At 68.1% G+C, this 18,555-nt stretch carries 23 protein-coding genes; 12 read left to right on the top strand and 11 right to left on the bottom strand.

The window, feature by feature from the left end:
* The first annotated feature begins 168 nt into the window (after positions 1–168).
* Positions 169–384 (top strand): heavy-metal-associated domain-containing protein, encoded by a 216-nt coding sequence (locus ESZ52_RS12835; protein WP_238154454.1) that lies wholly within the window; start codon positions 169–171, stop codon positions 382–384.
* A complete protein-coding gene (locus ESZ52_RS12830) occupies positions 381–2,816 on the top strand; it encodes a heavy metal translocating P-type ATPase (protein WP_131105272.1) in 2,436 nt (811 codons plus the stop codon). Before ESZ52_RS12835 ends, ESZ52_RS12830 begins: the two co-directional genes overlap by 4 nt.
* A gap of 439 nt (positions 2,817–3,255) precedes the next feature.
* On the opposite strand, the gene ESZ52_RS12825 is transcribed toward ESZ52_RS12830, so the two are convergent.
* On the bottom strand, positions 3,256–3,996 hold the full coding sequence (locus tag ESZ52_RS12825; protein WP_131105271.1) for a TetR family transcriptional regulator: 741 nt from the start codon (positions 3,994–3,996) through the stop codon (positions 3,256–3,258).
* Positions 3,997–4,153: 157 nt separating this feature from the next.
* On the opposite strand from ESZ52_RS12825, the gene ESZ52_RS12820 reads away from it, so the two are divergent.
* Positions 4,154–4,963 (top strand): DUF2382 domain-containing protein, encoded by an 810-nt coding sequence (locus tag ESZ52_RS12820; protein ID WP_131105270.1) that lies wholly within the window; start codon positions 4,154–4,156, stop codon positions 4,961–4,963.
* 81 nt (positions 4,964–5,044) lie between these two features.
* On the opposite strand, the gene ESZ52_RS12815 is transcribed toward ESZ52_RS12820, so the two are convergent.
* Complete coding sequence (locus tag ESZ52_RS12815) at positions 5,045–5,731, bottom strand: TetR/AcrR family transcriptional regulator (RefSeq protein WP_131105269.1); 687 nt, start codon at positions 5,729–5,731, stop codon at positions 5,045–5,047.
* Between the two features lie 337 nt (positions 5,732–6,068).
* Here ESZ52_RS12815 and ESZ52_RS12810 point away from each other — a divergent pair, with 337 nt between their 5' ends.
* A complete protein-coding gene (locus tag ESZ52_RS12810; RefSeq protein WP_238154426.1) occupies positions 6,069–6,389 on the top strand; it encodes a WhiB family transcriptional regulator in 321 nt (106 codons plus the stop codon).
* Positions 6,390–6,513: 124 nt separating this feature from the next.
* On the opposite strand, the gene ESZ52_RS12805 is transcribed toward ESZ52_RS12810, so the two are convergent.
* The 3 genes from ESZ52_RS12805 to ESZ52_RS12795 form a co-directional block, all read right to left on the bottom strand.
* The gene (locus ESZ52_RS12805; RefSeq protein WP_131105268.1) at positions 6,514–7,104 is read right to left on the bottom strand and encodes a radical SAM family protein; all 591 of its coding nucleotides are present in this window, start codon (positions 7,102–7,104) and stop codon (positions 6,514–6,516) included.
* Between the two features lie 54 nt (positions 7,105–7,158).
* A complete protein-coding gene (locus ESZ52_RS12800; protein WP_181009902.1) occupies positions 7,159–7,953 on the bottom strand; it encodes an HIRAN domain-containing protein in 795 nt (264 codons plus the stop codon).
* A 481-nt stretch (positions 7,954–8,434) separates the two neighbouring features.
* Positions 8,435–8,941, bottom strand: coding sequence for a hypothetical protein (locus ESZ52_RS12795; RefSeq protein WP_131105266.1), 507 nt, complete (start codon positions 8,939–8,941; stop codon positions 8,435–8,437).
* Between the two features lie 138 nt (positions 8,942–9,079).
* On the opposite strand from ESZ52_RS12795, the gene ESZ52_RS12790 reads away from it, so the two are divergent.
* The 8 genes from ESZ52_RS12790 to ESZ52_RS19325 all read left to right on the top strand — a co-directional run bounded on the left by ESZ52_RS12790 (position 9,080) and on the right by ESZ52_RS19325 (position 11,959).
* Positions 9,080–9,331, top strand: a complete 252-nt coding sequence (locus ESZ52_RS12790; RefSeq protein WP_131104654.1) for a hypothetical protein — start codon at positions 9,080–9,082, stop codon at positions 9,329–9,331.
* A gap of 82 nt (positions 9,332–9,413) precedes the next feature.
* Complete coding sequence (locus ESZ52_RS12785; RefSeq protein ID WP_131104655.1) at positions 9,414–9,662, top strand: ribbon-helix-helix protein, CopG family; 249 nt, start codon at positions 9,414–9,416, stop codon at positions 9,660–9,662.
* Entirely contained in the window at positions 9,659–9,901 is a 243-nt protein-coding gene (locus ESZ52_RS12780; RefSeq protein WP_131104656.1) for a toxin, read from the top strand. The genes ESZ52_RS12785 and ESZ52_RS12780 overlap by 4 nt, the downstream gene beginning before the upstream one ends.
* 42 nt (positions 9,902–9,943) lie before the next feature.
* On the top strand, positions 9,944–10,522 hold the full coding sequence (locus ESZ52_RS12775; RefSeq protein ID WP_337590171.1) for a P-loop nucleotide/nucleoside kinase family protein: 579 nt from the start codon (positions 9,944–9,946) through the stop codon (positions 10,520–10,522).
* A 77-nt stretch (positions 10,523–10,599) separates the two neighbouring features.
* On the top strand, positions 10,600–11,076 hold the full coding sequence (locus ESZ52_RS12770; protein WP_131105264.1) for a hypothetical protein: 477 nt from the start codon (positions 10,600–10,602) through the stop codon (positions 11,074–11,076).
* A 160-nt stretch (positions 11,077–11,236) separates the two neighbouring features.
* The gene (locus ESZ52_RS12765; RefSeq protein WP_131105263.1) at positions 11,237–11,503 is read left to right on the top strand and encodes a type II toxin-antitoxin system Phd/YefM family antitoxin; all 267 of its coding nucleotides are present in this window, start codon (positions 11,237–11,239) and stop codon (positions 11,501–11,503) included.
* Positions 11,500–11,778 carry a type II toxin-antitoxin system RelE family toxin gene (locus ESZ52_RS12760; RefSeq protein ID WP_131105262.1) on the top strand — a complete coding sequence of 93 codons (279 nt, stop codon included), beginning with the start codon at positions 11,500–11,502 and terminating at the stop codon, positions 11,776–11,778. Before ESZ52_RS12765 ends, ESZ52_RS12760 begins: the two co-directional genes overlap by 4 nt.
* A gap of 40 nt (positions 11,779–11,818) precedes the next feature.
* Positions 11,819–11,959 (top strand): hypothetical protein, encoded by a 141-nt coding sequence (locus tag ESZ52_RS19325; protein ID WP_181009970.1) that lies wholly within the window; start codon positions 11,819–11,821, stop codon positions 11,957–11,959.
* Between the two features lie 241 nt (positions 11,960–12,200).
* Here ESZ52_RS19325 and ESZ52_RS12755 read toward each other — a convergent pair whose 3' ends face one another.
* From ESZ52_RS12755 to trxA, 6 genes are all read right to left on the bottom strand, one after another.
* Entirely contained in the window at positions 12,201–13,649 is a 1,449-nt protein-coding gene (locus tag ESZ52_RS12755) for a hypothetical protein (RefSeq protein WP_131105261.1), read from the bottom strand.
* Positions 13,642–14,142 (bottom strand): SigE family RNA polymerase sigma factor, encoded by a 501-nt coding sequence (locus ESZ52_RS12750; RefSeq protein ID WP_131105260.1) that lies wholly within the window; start codon positions 14,140–14,142, stop codon positions 13,642–13,644. Before ESZ52_RS12750 ends, ESZ52_RS12755 begins: the two co-directional genes overlap by 8 nt.
* 204 nt (positions 14,143–14,346) lie before the next feature.
* Entirely contained in the window at positions 14,347–15,363 is a 1,017-nt protein-coding gene (locus ESZ52_RS12745) for a hemolysin family protein (protein ID WP_131105259.1), read from the bottom strand.
* A complete protein-coding gene (locus ESZ52_RS12740) occupies positions 15,360–16,799 on the bottom strand; it encodes a hemolysin family protein (RefSeq protein ID WP_131105258.1) in 1,440 nt (479 codons plus the stop codon). Before ESZ52_RS12740 ends, ESZ52_RS12745 begins: the two co-directional genes overlap by 4 nt.
* Before the next feature lie 337 nt (positions 16,800–17,136).
* On the bottom strand, positions 17,137–17,955 hold the full coding sequence (locus ESZ52_RS12735) for a hypothetical protein (RefSeq protein ID WP_145968830.1): 819 nt from the start codon (positions 17,953–17,955) through the stop codon (positions 17,137–17,139).
* Positions 17,956–18,100: 145 nt separating this feature from the next.
* Positions 18,101–18,490 carry a thioredoxin gene (trxA, locus tag ESZ52_RS12730; protein WP_131105256.1) on the bottom strand — a complete coding sequence of 130 codons (390 nt, stop codon included), beginning with the start codon at positions 18,488–18,490 and terminating at the stop codon, positions 18,101–18,103.
* Positions 18,491–18,555: the final 65 nt, after the last annotated feature.

The raw sequence follows: 18,555 nt of genomic DNA, 5'->3' as shown, positions 1-18,555 counted from the left end.
ACTTGACCTTCCAGTCGAGTGGAAGGTCTACCGTGGTCTGATCATCGGCGAACAACCCCGTGCGCGGGACCTGGCAGGAGGCCTTCGAGGACCGTCTGCGTCAAGCACTGCGGCACGTTGGCTCAGTGACTACTGCTACCGGAGGGACAGATGGTGGAGAACGTGACCATGCAGGTCGAGGGCATGACCTGCAGCGGGTGTGAACAGCGCGTGGGCAAGGTGCTGCGCCGGCTGGACGGGGTCCGCGAGGCGACCGCGGACCACCGCACCGGCCAGGTGCGGGTGCGTTTCGATTCGGCCGTGACCGACCATGCAGCGTTGGCGGCCCAGATAGAGACCGCCGGCTACCAGGTCGCCGGTGATGTGCAGGGGCAGTCTCGATGACCGCTCCGGCCGACAGCGGTACCGAGCAGCTGTGGGCGGAGGAGCCGAGCCACCTGGCCGGGCACGCCCGGATTCGGGCTCGGATCGCGGGCCTGCACTGCTCGTTGTGCACCGGCACGATCGAGAAGGCCCTGGGCCGCCAGGCGGGGGTGGATCAGGTCGCGGTCAGCCTCACCCACGAGCAGGCGCTGGTGGACTACGACCCGGCGCTGATCGCACCTGAGGACATCCTGGCCACGCTGCGTGACATTGGCTACGACCTGTACGACCCGCGCAAGCTGCGTCCGTTCGAGGATGAGGAAGCCGACCTCGTCCGGGAGGGCAAGCGGCTGCTGGCCGCGGTCGCGGCGAGCCTGGCCGCGATCGCGCTGATCCTTGAGGTCTCCGGCATCTGGTCGGTGCTGGTGCCGGCGTCGGTGGTAGCCCTGATGGTGCCGGTGTCCTACGCCATCGTGCGTCCCGCCGGCAGGACGCGCGCGGCTCTCGGTGCGCTGTTGATCATCGCCCCGGCTGCGCTGGCCTACACGGCCCGGGAGACCGGGCTGATCGGTGACACGGCAGCCGGGTGGATCACCGGGGCCCTGGCCCTGGCTGTGGTGTTCGGGGTCGCCCCGCACATCCTGCGGATGGCCTACCAAGCCGCGCGCCGGCGCATCCTCAACCAACACGTGCTGCTGGAGGTTGGCGCGTTCGCCGGCATCGCCGGCGGCGTCATCGGTCTGACGAACCTGCTGCCGGACTACCCGACGGCGCCGTTTTTCGCGGTGACCGTGCTGGTGGCGAACTACCACATCTTCTCCGAGTGGCTCTCGCTGCTGGTCAAGACCCGCTCCAGTCAGGCGGTGCGCAAGCTGCTCGATCTGCAGCCCGACACCGCCCGGGTGGTCCGCGACGGTGCCGAGCGCGACGTCCCCATCGCCGAGGTCGCTGCCGGCGACCTGGTACGGGTCCGTCCCGGGGAGCGGATCCCTGTCGACGGGCGGGTCAGCGACGGGTACTCCACCGTCGACCTGTCCCTGGTTACCGGTGAGTCGGTACCGGTGGATCGGGCCGTCGGGGATGAGGTCGTCGGCGGGTCGATCAACGCCTCCGGGACCCTGCTGGTGGAGGTGACCCGGGTCGGGACCGACAGCTTCCTGGCCCAGGTGGTGCGCCACGTGGAGGACGCCCGCGCGCTCAAGCCCGGCATCCTGCACCTGGTCGACCGGGTGCTGCGGGTCTACACACCCACCGTGCTGATCGTCGCCGCGCTCGCGCTGCTCGGCTGGCTGGCCGGGTCGTGGCTGCTGGCCGGGGAACCCGACGTGCGCCGCGCAGTCTTCGCCGGCCTCGGCGTGCTCGTGATGGGCTACCCGTGCGCGGTGGGTATCGCTGCGCCGCTGGCGATCGTGCGCGCCGCGGGGGAGGCCGCCGACCTAGGCATCATCATGCGCACCGGGGAGGCCTTCCAGACGTTCGGGCAGGTCCGGACCATCGTGCTGGACAAGACCGGCACCCTGACCGAGGGACGGCCCGGCGTCCGGGAGATCGAGGCACTGGTCGACGAGGACGGCCTGCTCGCCACCGCCGCGGCGGCCGAGTCCTCCTCCGAGCACCCCCTAGCCCGCGCCATCGTCGACGCCGCCACCGACCAGGGCCTCGCCGTGAGGGCCGCGGAGAACTTCGAGTCCGTCACCGGCTTCGGCGTGATCGCCCGCGTCGCCGGCCGCGACGTCCTGGTCGGACGGCCCGGGTTCCTCGCAGGGCGCGGTGTGAACCTGAGTCAACTCGCTGCAGCCATCGACCGACTGGAGGCCGCCGGGCGCACCGTGGTGGCCGTGGCCGCCGACAGCGAACCGCTCGGGGTGATCGCCCTGGGGGATGAGATCCGCGCTGACGCCCTCGAGGCCCTGGCCCAGATGCGCGACGCCGGCCTGGACCCGGTGCTGGTCACCGGCGACAACGAACGCGCCGCCCACCACGTCGCCGCCCAGCTCGGCATCGAAGACGTCCGCGCCGGGGTGCTGCCCGAGGGCAAGGCCGACATCGTCCGAGACCTCCAGGCCGACGGTACCCGCGTCGTCATGGTCGGGGACGGCATCAACGACGCCCCCGCCCTCATGCAGGCCGACGTCGGCATCGCGATGGGCGGCGGCACCGACATCGCGGTCGAGTCCGCCGACATCATCGTCCTGCGCGACGACCTGCGCTCCGTCATCACCGCCCGGACAATCAGCCGCTCCAGCTACCGCCGCACCCGCCAAAACGTCGCCCTGGCGTTCCTGTTCAACGGCGTCGGCATCCCCTTGGCCACCACCGGGCTGGTGTACCCGGTGTGGGCGATGGTCGCGATGGCCCTGTCCGTGACCACCATCTTCATCAACTCCATCGGGGGGCGACCCTCACTGCTGTTCCAGGCCATCGGCAGCGTTGGGCGCAGGGGCACTCCCTGAGAGATACCGACGCGGCGCAACCGGCTCACTCGCAAGGGTCGCAGTGTCCCGATAGACGACCCACTCGGACACCACGAACCACTAGAGCACAGGAAACGACGGGCCAGCAGACAGCGCCCCAGGGCCCTCCCCACTGCATAGGTATGCAAGTTCCAGCGGCAACGGCAACGCACGGATCTGCCGCATGGAGTGTGGGGACGCACGCTAGTGCGCGGAGGGTGGGTTGGCTCCTATACGGGCGGAGGAGGCCGGCTTCCAAGCGTCAACACCGCGCGAACTCCCCCAGCCGGCCTCCACCTAGCGTCCTGGGTGTCCCGTCCCATCGCGCCTTCCAGAATCATACAGCGTAAACAGCACGTCCCCTGCGTTGTCTGCGGGAAATCGCGTCCTAGCGAGGTGGTGCAGCGTCCCTACCGCTCGAGCCGCATCAGGTGGTGACCTACTTGAGGTTGCTGAGGCGGTCGAGGACGGACGCCAGACCGGCGGCGAACTCGGCGTCGGTCCTGTCTTCCTCCAGATAAGGGCGGAGCTCTCGCACGGTGGGGTAGCCGCTGAGGTCGGTGTCACTGTCGTGTCCGACGGCGGGACCGGTCCCGGTGCGGGACTGGCCCTCGTCCAGGGGCGCATCGGGAGGTCCGGTGGGGGCTCCGGCGTTGGCGGCCTCGAGCAGGAGGTAGCCCAGCAGGAAGCTGGAGAAGGCCTGGTACGCCTCGACGGCGCCGGTCGGTGACCAGCCTTGCGCCCGGAGGGTGGACAGGAAGTGCTCGACGACGTCCAGGCTGCGCAGCGGGGGGCGCAGCCAGGGGGCGGCTGGGTGGCGGGTGGCCACGAGGGGGAACGCACGCGGGTGCTGCTGAGCCAGGCCCCGGACCTGGTGGGCGACCACCTTGAGGTACTCCTGCCAGGTCCCCGGGTCGGGCGGTAGCTCCAGGCCGGACATGAGGCGGTCCACCACAGCCTCGAGCAGGTCCTCGCGGCCTTCGACGTGGCGGTAGAGCGCCATGGCCTCAAAACCGAGGTGCTTACCCAAAGAGCGCATACTCAGCGCCTCGACACCGGTCTCGTCGATGAGCTCGAGCGCGGCGGTGATGATCCGGTCGCGGTCCAGCGCCGGACGGCCCCGACGTCCCGGCCTGCGGCCGGACGCCGCGGCCGTGGGTGTCACCGGGTGCGCCTGCATCCGCTCCAGTGTAGGCACCCGGCTTCGCCACCTGCTCTGTCACCACGCTCGGTAGCCGACCTCGTGGGGTGGTGCCAATTCGGGATGCCGTCCACGGCACCGTCTGTTTACGGTGTAAAAGTTCGGAACCCCCGATCACAGCAGAAGGGAGCGCAGCATGCGCATCACCACTGAGCACATCGACCAGCTGTACACCGCCGAGGTCGTCGACCGGGACGGGTCGACCCTGGGGTCGGTCGGTCAGGTCTACCTCGATGACGACACCGGGCAGCCCGCCTGGGTCACGGTCAAGACCGGCTTCTTCGGCACCAACGAGTCGTTCGTGCCGCTCGACGACGCCGAGTACGCCGACGGCCGCATCCGCGTCCCGTATGAGAAGTCCTACGTCAAGGACGCCCCGAACATGGAGTCCGACGCCCACCTGTCCGAGGCCGAGCAGGATGAGCTGTACCGCTACTACAAGGTGGGCTCGACCGGCACGACCGACGGCGAGCAGCTGGGTGGCCGGGTCGACACTGCCGGCGTCACCGGTGCGGGTGGGGACGACCGCGACCGTGACCTGGGCGACGTGGAGCGCCGCGGCGACGACGAGCGGATGACCCTGCACGAGGAGCAGGTGCGGGTCGGCACCGAGAAGGTGCAGACCGGCCGGGTCCGGCTGCGCAAGCACGTGGTCACCGAGCAGGAGACCGTCACCGTGCCGGTGCAGCGCGAGGAGTACGAGATCGTCCGTGAGCCGGTCCACGGCGACGCCCCGACGACCGCTGACCTGGGTGAGGACGAGGTCGAGGTGGCCGTGCACGAGGAGCGCCCGGTCGTCGGCAAGGACGTCGTGGCCACCGAGGAGGTGGGCATCGACCGGCGCACCGTCACCGAGGAGCGCGACGTGACCACCGATGTCGCCCGTGAGGAGGTCGACGTCGTCGAGGACGACACCACCACCAGGCCCGGCACCACGCGTCGCTGAGCCAGCAGCGCTAGGACACGAGCGCCCGGCCGTCCCGCGAGGGGCGGCCGGGCGCTCTGCCTATCCGTACCGGTAGCGGGACTACTGCATCAGCTCCATCTCGAGCCGGTTCAGCAGGGTCTCCAGTGCGGTCTCGAACTGCTCCTCGCTGGTGTCCTGGGCCAGCAGCGGCCGCAGCCGGACCAGGTGGGCGTGCTCACGCACGTCCTGCTCACCGTCGGTCGTGGGCAGCTCGGCCCGGCCCTCGTCCAGGGCCACCTCCGGCGGGCTGGTCTCCGCACCGCGCATGCTGGACTCGAGCAGCAGGTGCCCGAGCAGGAAGGAGGTGAAGTCCTGGTAGGTCCGCACCGCGGACGCATCGCGGAAACCATGACCGATCAACCGGTCCAGGAAGTCGTCCACCAGCGACAGGCTGCGCAGTGGCGGCCTGAGCCAGGGCGCGGCCGGATGGCGGGTCGCCAGCAACGCGAAGGCCCGTGGGTGCTCGGCCATGACTTCGCGAGCGCGGTGGGCCAGCGCCTGCAGGTAACCCTGCCAGCTGCGCGTCAGCTGCTCGTCCAACGGCGCCTCGATCCGGGAGGCCAGATGCGCCACGACGGCCTCCAGCAGGTCCTCCTGGCCCGTCACGACCCGGTACAGGTCCGGCACCGGGACCCCAAGCCGGGCCGCGATCCTCTGCAGACTCACCCCGCCAGGGCCTCCGGCATCGATTTGCTCCAGCGCCACCGCGACCACACGCTCACGGTCGAGCTCCTCGTGCTCGGGCATCTCACTCCTTGCTCTCTGCGGTCCTTGACCAGCCTCCCAGATCCGCTAGAGTCTACGCCGTAAACACCAATGTGTACGACGTAAGCAATCGAAGGGGTCACATGGCAGCAGAGCACCCCCGAGCTCCCTGGGAGGCGCCCCGTCAGCGTTCTCGATCACCGCTGGCAACGCTGCAGGACTGGTTGGCCCGACGCGCGGCGCTGCGCGAGCGGATCGACGTCCGCCGCGGAGACGCACCCTATGAGCAGGTCGTCGTAGACCTTGCCGCTCCCGCCATCCCCCTAACTCCGACCTGTCCCATGCCCACCGACGAGCCGAGGACCTCAAAGGAGTTGCTGTGAGTACTGTGTCCGAGCCGATCGCCGAGCTGTGGGAGTGGCAGCACAAGGGGTTGTGCCGCACGATGAACCCCGAGCTCTTCTTCCACCCCGAGGCCGAACGGGGCCCCTCCCGCCGGCGCCGCGACCAGCGCGCAACCGCCGTCTGCGAGCAATGCCCCGTCCTGGCCGAGTGCCGCGAGCACGCCTTGCGCGTCCGCGAGCCCTACGGCGTCTGGGGCGGCCTCACAGAGGAGGACCGAGAGGCCATCCTGCGAGGAGAACCCATCTCTGCAGATCTCCAATCGAGAGAACCCGACGAAGACGAATTAAGCGCCTGAGCACTTGCCGCCGGCGTGCTACGTGCGGAAGCACGGTTTGCAGACGACGTCCGGCTCACACGAGTAGGCATCCGGTATTGCCGCCTCTCGTGTGGCTAGGTCGCGCTTCGCCCAGTCACTCGGACTAGAGGTGCGGAAGTTCGGCGCGTGGCGTTCTGATCAACGCAAAAACCCGAAGCCTGAAGAGAACGAGGAACAACCCCAGCCACGCGATGAGTATTGCGATCCACGCCCAGGTCAGTCCTAACCAGGACTCCGACCCTGCGATGAGAGCCATCACGAGGCTGAGAACGACCGTCACAATCCACACCCGCCCCTCGAGGAAGCCCCAGTAGGTTTGCGGGCGCTCCAGCAGCGCAGCGTCATGCTGATGGATCCCCAGGCCCTCCCACACCTCACGGGCAAGTTGCAGCACCCGCTCGGACTCGTCCGCACGCGTCGCCAGCACGACTGGCACCCAGCCACTGTGCCCGACCGCCTGCGTGTCATCCTCCAGGTCCACCAGCAGAGCTCGAAGCGTGGCGTCGCTGCCCGCGAGGTGCAGGATCTCCGAGCGCAACGCCAGGTAGCGCCGATTCAGCTCGTCCTCGTCCACCACGGCCGGAAAGATCCGCTGCCTAGCGCCGGGCCGACTCCCATATGCCAGGGCGGCCGCGACAAACTCCCGTGTCGGCACCTGGATCCGCGCGAAGTACGAGGGACGGGCAGAACTCACGATCACAGGCTAGAGCCATAGACACAGCGCTCCGCACGCCCATGCCACGCCTGCTCAGCCCCGTTCGTCATCCGCGATGCCGAACTGGTTGGCGGAGTCGTGCTCAAGGTCCACCTTATGCAGCCACTCGTCGACATCTCCATCGGTCGCCTTGATGGTGTTAAGCGTGACCTCCGCTTTCAAGCTCGATCCGAACACGACAGCACGGGCGAAAGTTCGCAGGTGCATCTGCTCCAAGTGTTCGATGATGGGCTGAAGTTGCTTCGTCATCGTCGGGGTCAGGACCCCAACGCGCTCACCGTCGAGCTCGACCTGCACCAAGGTCACCGACGAGCGGGGTCGCTTCTCCTCGACGACCACAAGCTCGACCGCGACAGGTTTCCCCGGGTCTGGCCGGACGTGTCTGATGAGAACGTCATGATGCTCCTCTTCCTTGGTCACCTGAATCGTGTGCCTGCCGGGCAACAGGACGTACCCCTCAGCCGGCAGCTCGGTTTCGGGGAGCATCAATGCCGGGTCGGGCAGATAAATGTTGACCTGACCGACGACATCCGCAGAGGTGTACGTGTTCTTCGTTCCCCAGATCCGGCCGGGGACAGCGAAGCTCCCACCCGCAGCCGCGGCTTTGCCGATCGCAGGACCGAAGCGACGGGCCTCGTGGCGGCTGAGGTAACCCACGTGGTGGTTTTCGAGGTAAACCGCGACCGCGTGCGGATCGTGAGGGTTGTCCGGATCTGCGACAAGAACCGCGCTGAGGTCCTGCCGCTGGGCGCCTTCCGGCTTGTTGAACCCGGGGGTGGACCTGAGCAAGGCTCGGATGCTGTCCGGCCGCGCGAACTCCCCTTCCACGTCGGTATAGAAGCGACACCGCCCCCACGGCTGAATGAGTTGCGAGGGTCTAGGCGCTGGCGGCGGCGCGTGATCGGGCCCCTTCTGCTTCCTACCCTGTGCAGGGCGGTTCGGCGTCCGGTCACGGACAGTAGTCGTGGTGACCGTGACGCGCGGGCCCGGAGGTTCCACCTCGGACGCATCTGAGCTACTTGAGTCGGCCCGCCGGCTGGCGCTCGGACCGCGGCGCGTGAGCCACAACACGACACCGCCCGCACCCATGGTCAACAACCCGACGCCCGGCTCTCCGAACAAGGTGAAAAACCCACCGATAACCAGGACCGCCCCCACTGCGTAACCCACCAAGGAGCCGCATCCCCCGTTTCCCCAGCCGTCAGCCATGACCATCCCTTCACTTGTCCTCGGTTTCGGCTCGCAGCAACTTCACAGGACGTTACCTCGTCCTCCCCCACTGCGACCAGTGTGCATGCTCGAGGGGCGCTCAATTGCGGACGTCAATGGCTGCCGCCTTGCGAAATTCGTGGAGGGCGTCAACTAGGGTCTTTTCGAGGGCGTGGTCTTGCTTCCGCCGGTTGCCCAGGGCGCGTCTCTTGGCTCGTCCCGGCACAGTTGTTGCCAGCGCGCTGAGGGCGTCGACCGCTCTGTGTGCTGCGGCAGCAACTTCTTGGTCCCCCTCGCGATGCACCTTCTGCAATGCAGCAGACAGAGCCACCAGATCGTCGGCCAATCGATCAACGAGCTCCACATGCGCGCGGTAGCCGGTGGCATTGGCGACGACCCCGAGTGGATGCTTCCTGCCGGCCGCTACGGCATGAACCAGGACGACCCGGACATGCGCCCGCTCCACGGCCGCGAGGAAGTCCGCATACACCGCTTCCCTTCTCTCGGCCCTCTTGGCACGGCTGGAGAACATGCCGGCTGCAACCCGCACGGACTCGTTAAGCCCCACCCTCGCGACTTCACCCATGACTTCGCCCACGTCGATCATGGGTGCAGCATGGCGTCCTCCGCTGACACACTCATCTGCCGCGTGGAGGACGGCTACGCTCGTCCGACTTTGCCGCTGACCGCATCCCTGGCCAGGACCGGGCCTCACGGCGTACGGTGAGGACCTGAGGAGGGACTGATGATTCCCACAATGCTGTTGTTCGGGCTGGTCCTCGGCCGCTGGTGGAAGACCTGCCTCGTGATCGCGACCCTGGGCTGGCCCCTGCTTCTGTGGTCCGAGAACATCATCGAGTCACCCAATGACTTCCTCGGAGCGGCCGGCCTCGCTGCCTTAAATACTGCTGTCGGAGTTGCGATCCACCAGTCGCTGCTGCATCTGTTCAGATGGTTACGTAAGGACCGTCGGGCGCCGGACCACGCACCCGCCTGACGCACTTTTCTGCCGCAGGTCGCCCGGTTGCCGCACCTCGCCTGGCCTTCCCCGTGCCATGTTTTCGTTATACGATTTGATCATGGAAGGTGACGACCGAGTGACGGATGAGCAGATCCAGAGGTGGGCCGACGAGGCCGAGACCGGGTACGACGTTGAGGAGCTGAACCGCCGCGGGCGAGGGCGTCCCGGGCGTGGAGCGGAGCCGATGCAGGTGATTGCGGTGCGCCTCACGGCCGAGGAGATCGCGGCGCTGGACGCCTACGCTGCGCGGGAGCACCTGTCGCGCTCTGAGGCGATTCGACGGGCGCTGGCCGGCTACGCCGCGTGAAGGTTCACCGCAGCGCCCGCAAGCACGGGGTGCTGCCCGAGGACGCGGTGCAGGCTGCGGACCTGGCGTTGTGGGTCGAGCCGCTCGAGGAGGAGGAGTGGCCGGGCAGCGAGCTGCGGCTGGGCTTCGACACTCAGGCGCGGCTCCTGGAGACCGTGGTGCTGATCTTCCGCAGCGGCGAGGAGATGGTCATTCATGCGATGCCGGCTCGTCGTAAGTACGGGGACCTTCTGCCCTGATCAAGCGCGCGGATCTGCCGCTGGCCGCGTCGTGCCGAGCTTGTGCTCCCGGACGGCTGCTTGAATGGGAGCGTGCCGGGCAAAGTCGAGACAGGAGCGGTTGAGCCCACGAGTCGTCCGTGGTTGCTGGTGGTTGCGGGCCGGCCTGGAACGGGGAAGACCACATTCGCCAAGAGTCTCGCCGCCGCTATGCGCGCCTGCTATCTACGCGTGGATGTAGTCGAGACCGCCCTGGGTCGCCTTGGCAACGACGTCGGACCAGATGAGTACGTGGTCATCCAGGAGCTCGCTGCTTCCAATCTGTTGCTCGGAAGCCATGTGGTCATCGACGCAGTAAACCCGGTTCCCGAGGCCCGCGCCGGTTGGAGGTCCACGGCACACGGGGCCGGAGCACGACTCATCGTCATCGAGACGTCGTTGACGGACGAGGGGGAACACCGCCGGAGGGTCGAGAACCGCACGCCCGACATCCCCGGCCATCGCGTTCCAAGGTGGCAAGACGTCCAGCACGACGGATGGGTGCCCTGCGACGTCGAGCGCGACGGCGTCCGGACCGTGATCGACACCGCGGACGACTCTGCAGCGCTCAGCAATGCCTTAACGTTGCTCCACCATGATTAGTGCACGCTCCTGCCGCCCGGAGCGTGGCCACTCTAGTGCTGCCGGCCCGGTGTAGGCCTCGCGATAATCTAGGGTCGGTGAACGATGTGGCCGCCTTCCAGGAGAAGCTCTTCCTCCCTGCCCCACTCCAGTGGGTTGTCCGCCTTGGCGCGGTGGTGTTGGCCGGGCTAGTGGTCTACGCTGCCGTGACCGAACCCATTTCGGCGCTGGATCGAACGGTCGGGCTCGTCATAGGGCTGGGCGTCACGAGCCTGATCCTGGTGATTCACGGAGTGGTCGAGGTCACGGCTGCGGAATTGCGACTGCGTCTCTTTCCCGTGTGGCGCAAGAGGATCAGCCTGCGAGAAATCTCCACACTGCACCGGGTCGAAGTGAACCCCTTGGCACAGATGGGCGTCCTTGGAGTCGGCCAGATCGATGGCGCCACTGTCCTGGCCCTGCGCAAGGGAGACGCGGTGCAAGTGATCATGCGCAACGGCCACAAGTACACGGTGGGGCTGCAGCGGCCCGAGGGACTGCTGTCGGCCGTTCGGGCGGTGCGGCCGGACCTCTAGACGCGAACCACCACAACCCCGGTGTCACCTGACCCTCGGATCGGACTCGAACGCGGGATCGGCCCGTGGCCGATGCAGTGGCTAAGCAACGTCCGGTCATGCCGCATTTGGCAAGAAGCGACACTTGCGGTGGCAGACGCAATGCGCCACAATTGTGGCCATGAGCATCGAGTCCCTCCGCGAGGTCCGCGACCACTTCAGCGACGTGATCGACCGGGTACAACGCGAGCATGAGCGAGTCACGGTGACCCGCAACGGAAGGGCAGCCGCGGTGATCCTCAGCCCCGAGGACTTGGCCCAGCTGGAGGAAACTTTGGCGGTGCTCAGCGATCCCGAGGCCTTGGCCGACATCCGAGAGGCCGACCAGGCCTACCGAGACGGCGACGTCGTCCGCGGAGCCGACGCGGTCCGCGCGCTGCGCCAATGACCTCCCAGCCGTTCGAGCTGGTCGTGACACCGCCAGCCGCACGGGCCATCCGATCGAAGCTGCCCGAGCCGGTTGCTGCAGCCGTGATCGAGTTCATCACCGGGGTCCTGCTCGACAACCCACATCGCGTCGGAAAGCAACTGCGCGGTGAGCTGGCAGGCATCCACTCCGCTCGACGCGGCACCTACCGAGTGCTCTACCGCATCAACGAGCACACCCACGAAGTCATCGTGCTTCGCATCGAGCACCGCCGTGACGTCTACGGCCGGCCTTGAGCGAATGCACGACTTCGCGACGCGAAGACCGTTCGGCTCGGTGACCCGAAGCGACGCCAGCGCGGACAGCGACCTCGACCCTCTCGTGGACCTGCTGCCCGACGCTGGGACCCCCCTGCTGCGCGTGGCAGGCATGAGCGAGGAGTCAGCGAGGTCGTGGGGCGCCGCGTCGATGTGGTGACGACGGCTCTTCCGGCTCGACCGCGCGTGCGGGAACCAGGCCACCTGAACCTGACACAGGACTGACACGGGTAAGCAGAAACTAGCAAAGACGCTGTTCAGCGCCTTGGCGAGGAGATTCCCGCCACCTCCACTTCCGTGTCTCACGCTGTGCCGGTTGTCGCACGTCAACGTCCGGTGGCGCGCAGCAGCCTGCACAGTGGCTGACGCCGGCCGCAACGGCCGATGCCTGCCGGGGAAGGTTAGAGGTCCGTCTCGAGCGGGGTGACGTCATCGAGGCGGTAAGGGACAGTTCCGGCATCGGTGGCGTCGACCCCTACGCCGCGCACCTTCTCTTCGTCCTCGAGCGCGTCGTCGTCCAGTCCGAGCACGACGAGTGGTCGGCCGTCGAAGAGGGCGTCGATGTGGGCGGACGTGACCTCTACCCAGCGCTCTTCCATGTCGGTCCCGACCAGGACACGGATGTCCTCGGCTGTCACGTCCGGCTCCCAGCCGGGGACGATGACGACCTGGCCGCCCTTGACGGGTGCGGTCAGAGCGTGCCGGTTCTCCAGGTCCTCGACGGGGATCAGGGTGAACTTCTCACCGAGTCGAAGTTCTAGCGCTGTGGGCTGGGCAGTGACCAGCAGCTGGACGGTGCCGACATCCAGGGTGCGCGTGTCGTTCTGGACATAGTTCTCCAGGACGTGGGTCTCGCCTCCGGCCTGGTAGCGGATCGACGGCGGTCCGGTGATCAGCGTGGGGTCGGCGGCCAGGACGACAGTACGGGTCCCCAGCTGGGCCTGCGCGAGCACCGTCGTCTGCAGGTCCGCGGTCGGCGCCGACGCATGCTGCGGCAGGACACCGACGCTTGTTGCGGTGACGTCCTCGCCCATCCATCCGCTCGAGCCCGCACCGGAGACCAGGCGTTCGACGTGGATCAGACCGACCGGGCGTCCGACGTCGACCGTGCCCCACGCCTGCTTCTCCTCGTCCACCATGATGAGAGCCTGCACATCGCCCGCCGTGAGGACGGTGCTGGCCACGGGCGTCCCGCTTGCGGCGTAGGCGGCATCGTCGGTGAACCAGTAGAGCTCCTCCAGCTCACCACTGGCTCCAGGGACGATCTCGGCCGCCGCGTAGTGAAGCTGAGCGCCGTCGATCTCGACCGCGCTGCCCTGGCTGGCAAAGACACCTGGCGCCCACAACGGAGATTCGCCGCGGCTGCCGGGGGGTGACTGCCACGCGGCTACGGTCAAGCCGTCGACGGTGAAGACGAGCACGTCGCCAGGACCCTCTTGCGCGGCGATCGGTTCCAGCTGTTCACCGTCGCGGGTCAGGACGAGTTCTGGGGCGGCGTCTCCTTCTCCGCTGCGCAGCGTGCCCGTCCAGTGTGTTCGGCCTGCCTCGTGTACCGGGTTGGGGGAGTTGTCGAACAGGTGGACCTCCACGCCCTCCTGCCAGCTGATGGACGCCGGCACCATGTCCCCGGTCAGGTCGGTCGGCGCGAACGGGTTCAGCGGTCCGCCAAGCCACAGCGCGCCGACCAGAGCCATTGCTCCGACTCCGGTGGCGGCCGACACGCCTCGCCGGCGCACCCGACGGCGGCGTCCTACAGCCAGGACCGCACCCGGGTCCACAGACATGGCGGGCGCGAGTTCATCGGCCCGGTCCAGCAGGTCCAGGACGGAGTTGTCGAGAGGTTCAGACATGGTTCGGTTCTCCTTGCGTCAGGGCGGCACGCAACGCGGCCAGCCCGCGGGAAGTAGAGCTCTTGACCGTGCCGACCGCGACACCGAGCGTGGCAGCGGTGTCCTTCTCGGACAGGTCCAGGTAGTGCCGCAACACCACACACTCACGCTCTCGGCGCGGCAAGGCGTGCAGGGCACGGACGAGGTCCAGCGCCAGGTCAACCCGCTGGCCATGGCCAGGCGAGGGGTCGATCTCGGGCACCGTGTCGGTCAAGACCTCACGCCGGCGCTTGCGCCACCGGTCGGTATGCAGATTGACCAGCACCCGGCGGGTGTAGGCGAGCGGGTTGTCCGCCTTCGCCCGCCGCCAGTGGACATACACCCGCACCAACGACTCTTGCACCAGCTCCTCTGCGACGTGCGGGTCACCGCTGAGCATCCACGCAGAGGTCAGCAGCCGCGGAGACACGCCACGGACGAAGTCCGCGAACTCCTCCTCCACGTCCTTCTTCATCTCACCTCACCGTGTCCTTCACGAGGCCCGCGGTGGGCACTCATCTCATCAACGTGCCAGCACGCGGAGAGGTTGAGTTCGGTGACCTCCGAGTGCTGATCAGGCTGCCAGGACGCGGACCGACATCGGGGCCGAGACGAGAAACGCGGTCGCTCCAGCCCCTGGGCTAGTGAGAGCAGACTGGGGTGCCTACCGGCAGCGGATTCACACAGCGGTGCCCGCTACCTGGGGGAAGAGGCGGGCGAGGAGGTCGGCGAGGGTGACGACACCCACGACCTTGCCGTCGTCGGTGACCAGGGCGAGCTGGTTGCCGGTCTCGCGCATCTCGGACACGGCGGCATACACGGCGGCGTCCGCACCGACGAGGTAGGGCGCGCGCATGAGGCCGTTCACAGGGGTGCTGTCCGCCACCTCGAGGGTGTCGCGGACGTGGACCACCCCGACGATGTCGTCGGCCGACCCCACGAGGACCCGTCGGTGTCCCGAGCGCAGCGAGGCCTCCTGGACCTGGACGGCGGTGGAGCCGACCGGGACTGCGGTCGGGTCGCCGTCGAGCGGAACGAGGTCCCGGACGGTGAGGGTCTGCAGCTCAAGGGCGCCCGAGAACTGCGCCGAGTAACCGACGTCGAGAGCTCCGACGTTGACCGAGTGCTCGACCAGGTGCCGCAGGTCGTCGGGGTTCTGGCCGCTGCTGACCGCGTTGACCGGTTCCACGCCGATCCGGCGCAGACACCAGTTCGCGGACTCGTTGAGGATCCGCAGGAGCGGCCGGAAGGCCCACATGAACGCCCGCATCGGGATCGCCAGGAGGGTGGCGGACTTCTCCGGGTGGGCGATCGCCCACGACTTCGGCGCCATCTCCCCGACGACCAGGTGCAGGAAGGTCACGATCACCAGGGCGAGCACGAAGCCGGCGGTGTCAGCGACCCAGTACGGCAGGCCCCAACCCTCGAAGGCAGGGGTCAGGGCGTAATGCACGGCCGGCTTGGTGATGGCCCCGAGTGCCAGGGTGCAGACGGTGATGCCCAGCTGCGACCCGGCCAGCAGCAGCGTGAGCTCGGAGGAGCTGCGCAGCGCGGCACGGGCCGAGCGGCTGTTGGGGGCTGCGTCCTCCAGGCGGTGGCGCTTGGCCGAGATGAGGGCGAACTCGGCTGCGACGAAGAAGGCGCTCAGCGCGATCAGCAGCACCGTGGCCACCAGCACGATCCACGGGTTGTTCATCGGTCATCCTTGGGGGTCTCGTCGGTGGGTCCATCCGCAGCGGCGTCCTGGGTGCTCCGGTCCGGGTTGGTGGGGCCGTCCTCGAGGATGGTCAGGCGCACGAGTGCGGGGACATGGCGTTCGATCTCCAGCACCTCGATCTGCAGGTGCCGTTGCCGTGGCTCGTCGTGCACCAGGTCCGCAGGGTCTGGCGGCAGCTCGACGGACAGGCGCAGCCCAGGTTCCGGCAGGTCGCCGTGCTCGGTGATGACCAGGCCGGCGATGGTCTCGTAGTCGCCCCGGGGGAGGTCGTGGTTCAGTGCCCGCTCGATCTCGTCGACATGGACGTCACCGCCCATGACCCACACCCCGTCATCGTCGTCCGGGACGACGTCGGGGTGCTGGTCGTGCTCGTCGGTGATCTCGCCGACGATCTCCTCGGCCAGGTCCTCCAGGGTGAGGATGCCGGTGAAGCCGCCGTACTCGTCGATGACGCAGGCCATCTGGTTCTGGAACTCGGCCAGCTCCCGCGTCGCGTTGGGCAGCGTCATGGACTCGGGCAGCACCAGCGCGGGCCGTTGCAGGTCGGCGACCGTGACGTCGGCACCGTCGGCACCAGCAGTCTTGGCTGCCGCCATGACCTCGTGGATCTCCACCATGCCCACCACGTCCTCACCGTCCGCCGACAGGACCGGATAGCGGGAGTGCCCGGTGGCCATCAGGGACCGGACGTGCGTGAGCGAGTCGGTCTCGCGGACCGTGTCGACCCGCGACCGCGGGATCATCGCGTGCCCGACGTCGCGGGTGGGGAAGTCGAGGATGCGGTCCAGCAGGTCGGACAGCTCGTCGGGCAGGTCGCCGCTGTCGCGGGAGTCGGCGACGATGTGCTCCAGGTCCCGGGCCGTCGCAGAGTGCTCCACGTCGTGCACGGGCTCGATGCCCAGCGCCTTGAGCAGCAGGTTGGAGGACTGGTCGAAGATCCAGATCAGCCAGCCGAAGACCTTGAGGTAGATGATCGTGGTCCGCGACAGCCCACGGGCCAGCGGCTCCGGCCGGGCGATCGCGAGGTTCTTGGGGAACAGCTCTCCGAACACCATCTGGACCACGGTCGCGAAGAGCAGGGCCAGGACCGTACCGATCGCGACGCCCACACCGGCGGGCACGCCCACCCCGCCCAGCATCTGACCGAAAGCGGACCCGATGAGCGGCTCGGCGACATACCCGACCAGTAGACCGGTGACGGTGATGCCGAGCTGAGCACCGGAGAGCATGAACGACGTCCGCTTCGTCACCGCGAGCGCCCGCGCGGCGACCGGGTCACCAGCCTCCGCTCGAGCGCTGAGCCGGGAGCGGTCCACGGCCATGTACGCGAACTCCTGCGCCACGAAGTAGCCGGTGGCGGCCGTGATGGCCAGCACCACCAGCACACCCAGGAGCAGGGAGAGGACGATCGTCATCGCGGGCCCACCTCCACGGGAGGTCGGCCCGGCCTATCGTCGGTGTGGTCTGCTCCTGCAGAAGGCATCGCTGTCTTGCTCCTGGGTGTCGAAATGGTGTGCTCGGCTGCAACGTCTACGCGGGCGGGGACGTTCCCACCAGGGGCAGACAAGCGCATGGAACCACATGGCCCAGCGTCCGGTGCACTGAGTCTTTCCGCGAGCACAGCTCCCGGCGCGAGACGACCCTGCTCACACCACAGACGGCGACGCCCCGCCACCAGGAGGTGGCGGGGCGTCGTGGTGTCGTGGGCTCCGAGGTCCGCGCACGATGCTGCTGCGCGGGCCCGGGCCTGGGTCACTCGATCGTCGCGGACGCCTCGGTCTCGATGCGCTCCTCGTGCAGCAGCTCGCCCTCGTCGTCGACGGGGGTGTAGCGGGCCGCGAAGGTGATGGCAGACCCGGGCTGGTGATGGAAGTTGTCACCCACGGAGAAGCTCTCCCCGGTGCCCAGCGTGTAGATGATCGGGTCGGGCATGTCGCCCGGCGCGATGGCGGTCCTGTTGACCCCCATCTCCTCCGTCAGCTCGAAGTCGGTGATGGAGTCCATCCCCTGCATGTACGGCCAGTCCTCGTAGCGGGGGCTGACATCGACCAGCGTGGAGCCGAGGTCGAGCGGGTCACCATGGTTGGTGACGACGTAGTTGACGAAGACGATGTCGTCGCCCACGTCGATGATGGGCTCGTTCTCCTCCGGGTCGACGAACCCGCCGGTCTTGGTCGCCTGGGTGACACCGACCTGGAAGACCTCGACCACGACGTCGCCGAGCTCGACGGTCGTGAGGAGCTCACCGACGTCCGTCACCGGCTCCGCCCAGGGCGCGGTCGTGTAGTCGCCGCTGCCGGCAGCGGGCTCCTCGGTCGTGTCCTCGGTGCCCGTGCCACCGGCCGGCTCGGTGGCGTCGGCCACATCGTCGGCGGTGTTGTCTGCGGTGTCCTCGGCGGCGGTCTGGGCAGCCGGGTCCTCCGTGGGCTCGGTCCCGGTGTCCTGCTGCTCTTCCTGGACGGCCGGGGTGGTGGGCTCCTCAGTGTCGTCGCTGGAGCACCCGGCCAGCCCGAAGAGGGCAAGGCTGGCGACTCCGGCGGTCAGGGTCATCCTTCGGCGAGCGGTGATCATGCGGTCCTTTCGCAGCGGTTGGTGCACAGGGGCAGGCTGCGCAAGTCGACCCCCGCGTCCCCTTGACCCCCGTGCTGTACCCGCGTCCCGTTAGCCGACGGCAGGCTCATCCGCCGTCCGGGGTATGACGTGTGCCGGGTGGCCCTCAGGCCTGGCCGGCCCCGCTCTCGCCGTCCTGCTGGGCAGCCGCCACCTTGGCCCGGACCTCGTCCATGTCCAGCTCCTTGACCTGGGTGATCACCGAGTCCAGGTCACGGGCGGGCAGCGCGCCGGCCTGGCTGAAGACCAGCATGCCCTCCTTGAACGCCATGATCGTCGGGATCGAGCTGATCCCGGCGCTGGCGGCCAGCGCTTGCTGGTCCTCGGTGTCGACCTTGCCGAAGACGACGTCCTCGTGCTGGGCCGAGGCCTGGTCGTAGACCGGGGCGAACATCTTGCACGGGCCGCACCAGTCGGCCCACCAGTCCACGAGGACGATGTCGTTGCCGGTCACGGTCTGCTCGAAGGTCTCTGCGGTCAGCTCTACGGTGCTCATAACGGCGTCAACAGACCCGCACCGTGATCTCTTCCACGGTGCCTTCCGGGTGCTCTGCGAGGGCG

The organism is Ornithinimicrobium sufpigmenti (assembly GCF_004322775.1).
Taxonomy (GTDB): Bacteria; Actinomycetota; Actinomycetes; order Actinomycetales; family Dermatophilaceae; genus Ornithinicoccus; species Ornithinicoccus sufpigmenti.
The sequence above is the reverse complement of the archived record's forward strand: the minus strand, read 5'-3'. Positions and strand labels throughout refer to the sequence as shown.

Bases quoted from the DNA above. Each gene is read 5' to 3' on its own strand.
- ESZ52_RS12760 (WP_131105262.1), top strand. From the start codon at position 11,500: ATGACCTCCCAGCCGTTCGAGCTGGTCGTGACACCGCCAGCCGCACGG.
- ESZ52_RS12785 (WP_131104655.1), top strand. From the start codon at position 9,414: ATGGAAGGTGACGACCGAGTGACGGATGAGCAGATCCAGAGGTGGGCC.
- ESZ52_RS12815 (WP_131105269.1), bottom strand. From the start codon at position 5,731: ATGCCCGAGCACGAGGAGCTCGACCGTGAGCGTGTGGTCGCGGTGGCG.
- trxA (WP_131105256.1), bottom strand. From the start codon at position 18,490: ATGAGCACCGTAGAGCTGACCGCAGAGACCTTCGAGCAGACCGTGACC.
- ESZ52_RS12740 (WP_131105258.1), bottom strand. From the start codon at position 16,799: ATGACGATCGTCCTCTCCCTGCTCCTGGGTGTGCTGGTGGTGCTGGCC.
- ESZ52_RS12745 (WP_131105259.1), bottom strand. From the start codon at position 15,363: ATGAACAACCCGTGGATCGTGCTGGTGGCCACGGTGCTGCTGATCGCG.
- ESZ52_RS12835 (WP_238154454.1), top strand. From the start codon at position 169: ATGCAGGTCGAGGGCATGACCTGCAGCGGGTGTGAACAGCGCGTGGGC.
- ESZ52_RS12825 (WP_131105271.1), bottom strand. From the start codon at position 3,996: ATGCAGGCGCACCCGGTGACACCCACGGCCGCGGCGTCCGGCCGCAGG.
- ESZ52_RS12755 (WP_131105261.1), bottom strand. From the start codon at position 13,649: ATGTCTGAACCTCTCGACAACTCCGTCCTGGACCTGCTGGACCGGGCC.
- ESZ52_RS12820 (WP_131105270.1), top strand. From the start codon at position 4,154: ATGCGCATCACCACTGAGCACATCGACCAGCTGTACACCGCCGAGGTC.
- ESZ52_RS12795 (WP_131105266.1), bottom strand. From the start codon at position 8,941: ATGATCGACGTGGGCGAAGTCATGGGTGAAGTCGCGAGGGTGGGGCTT.
- ESZ52_RS12830 (WP_131105272.1), top strand. From the start codon at position 381: ATGACCGCTCCGGCCGACAGCGGTACCGAGCAGCTGTGGGCGGAGGAG.
- ESZ52_RS12765 (WP_131105263.1), top strand. From the start codon at position 11,237: ATGAGCATCGAGTCCCTCCGCGAGGTCCGCGACCACTTCAGCGACGTG.
- ESZ52_RS12750 (WP_131105260.1), bottom strand. From the start codon at position 14,142: ATGAAGAAGGACGTGGAGGAGGAGTTCGCGGACTTCGTCCGTGGCGTG.
- ESZ52_RS12790 (WP_131104654.1), top strand. From the start codon at position 9,080: ATGATTCCCACAATGCTGTTGTTCGGGCTGGTCCTCGGCCGCTGGTGG.
- ESZ52_RS12735 (WP_145968830.1), bottom strand. From the start codon at position 17,955: ATGATCACCGCTCGCCGAAGGATGACCCTGACCGCCGGAGTCGCCAGC.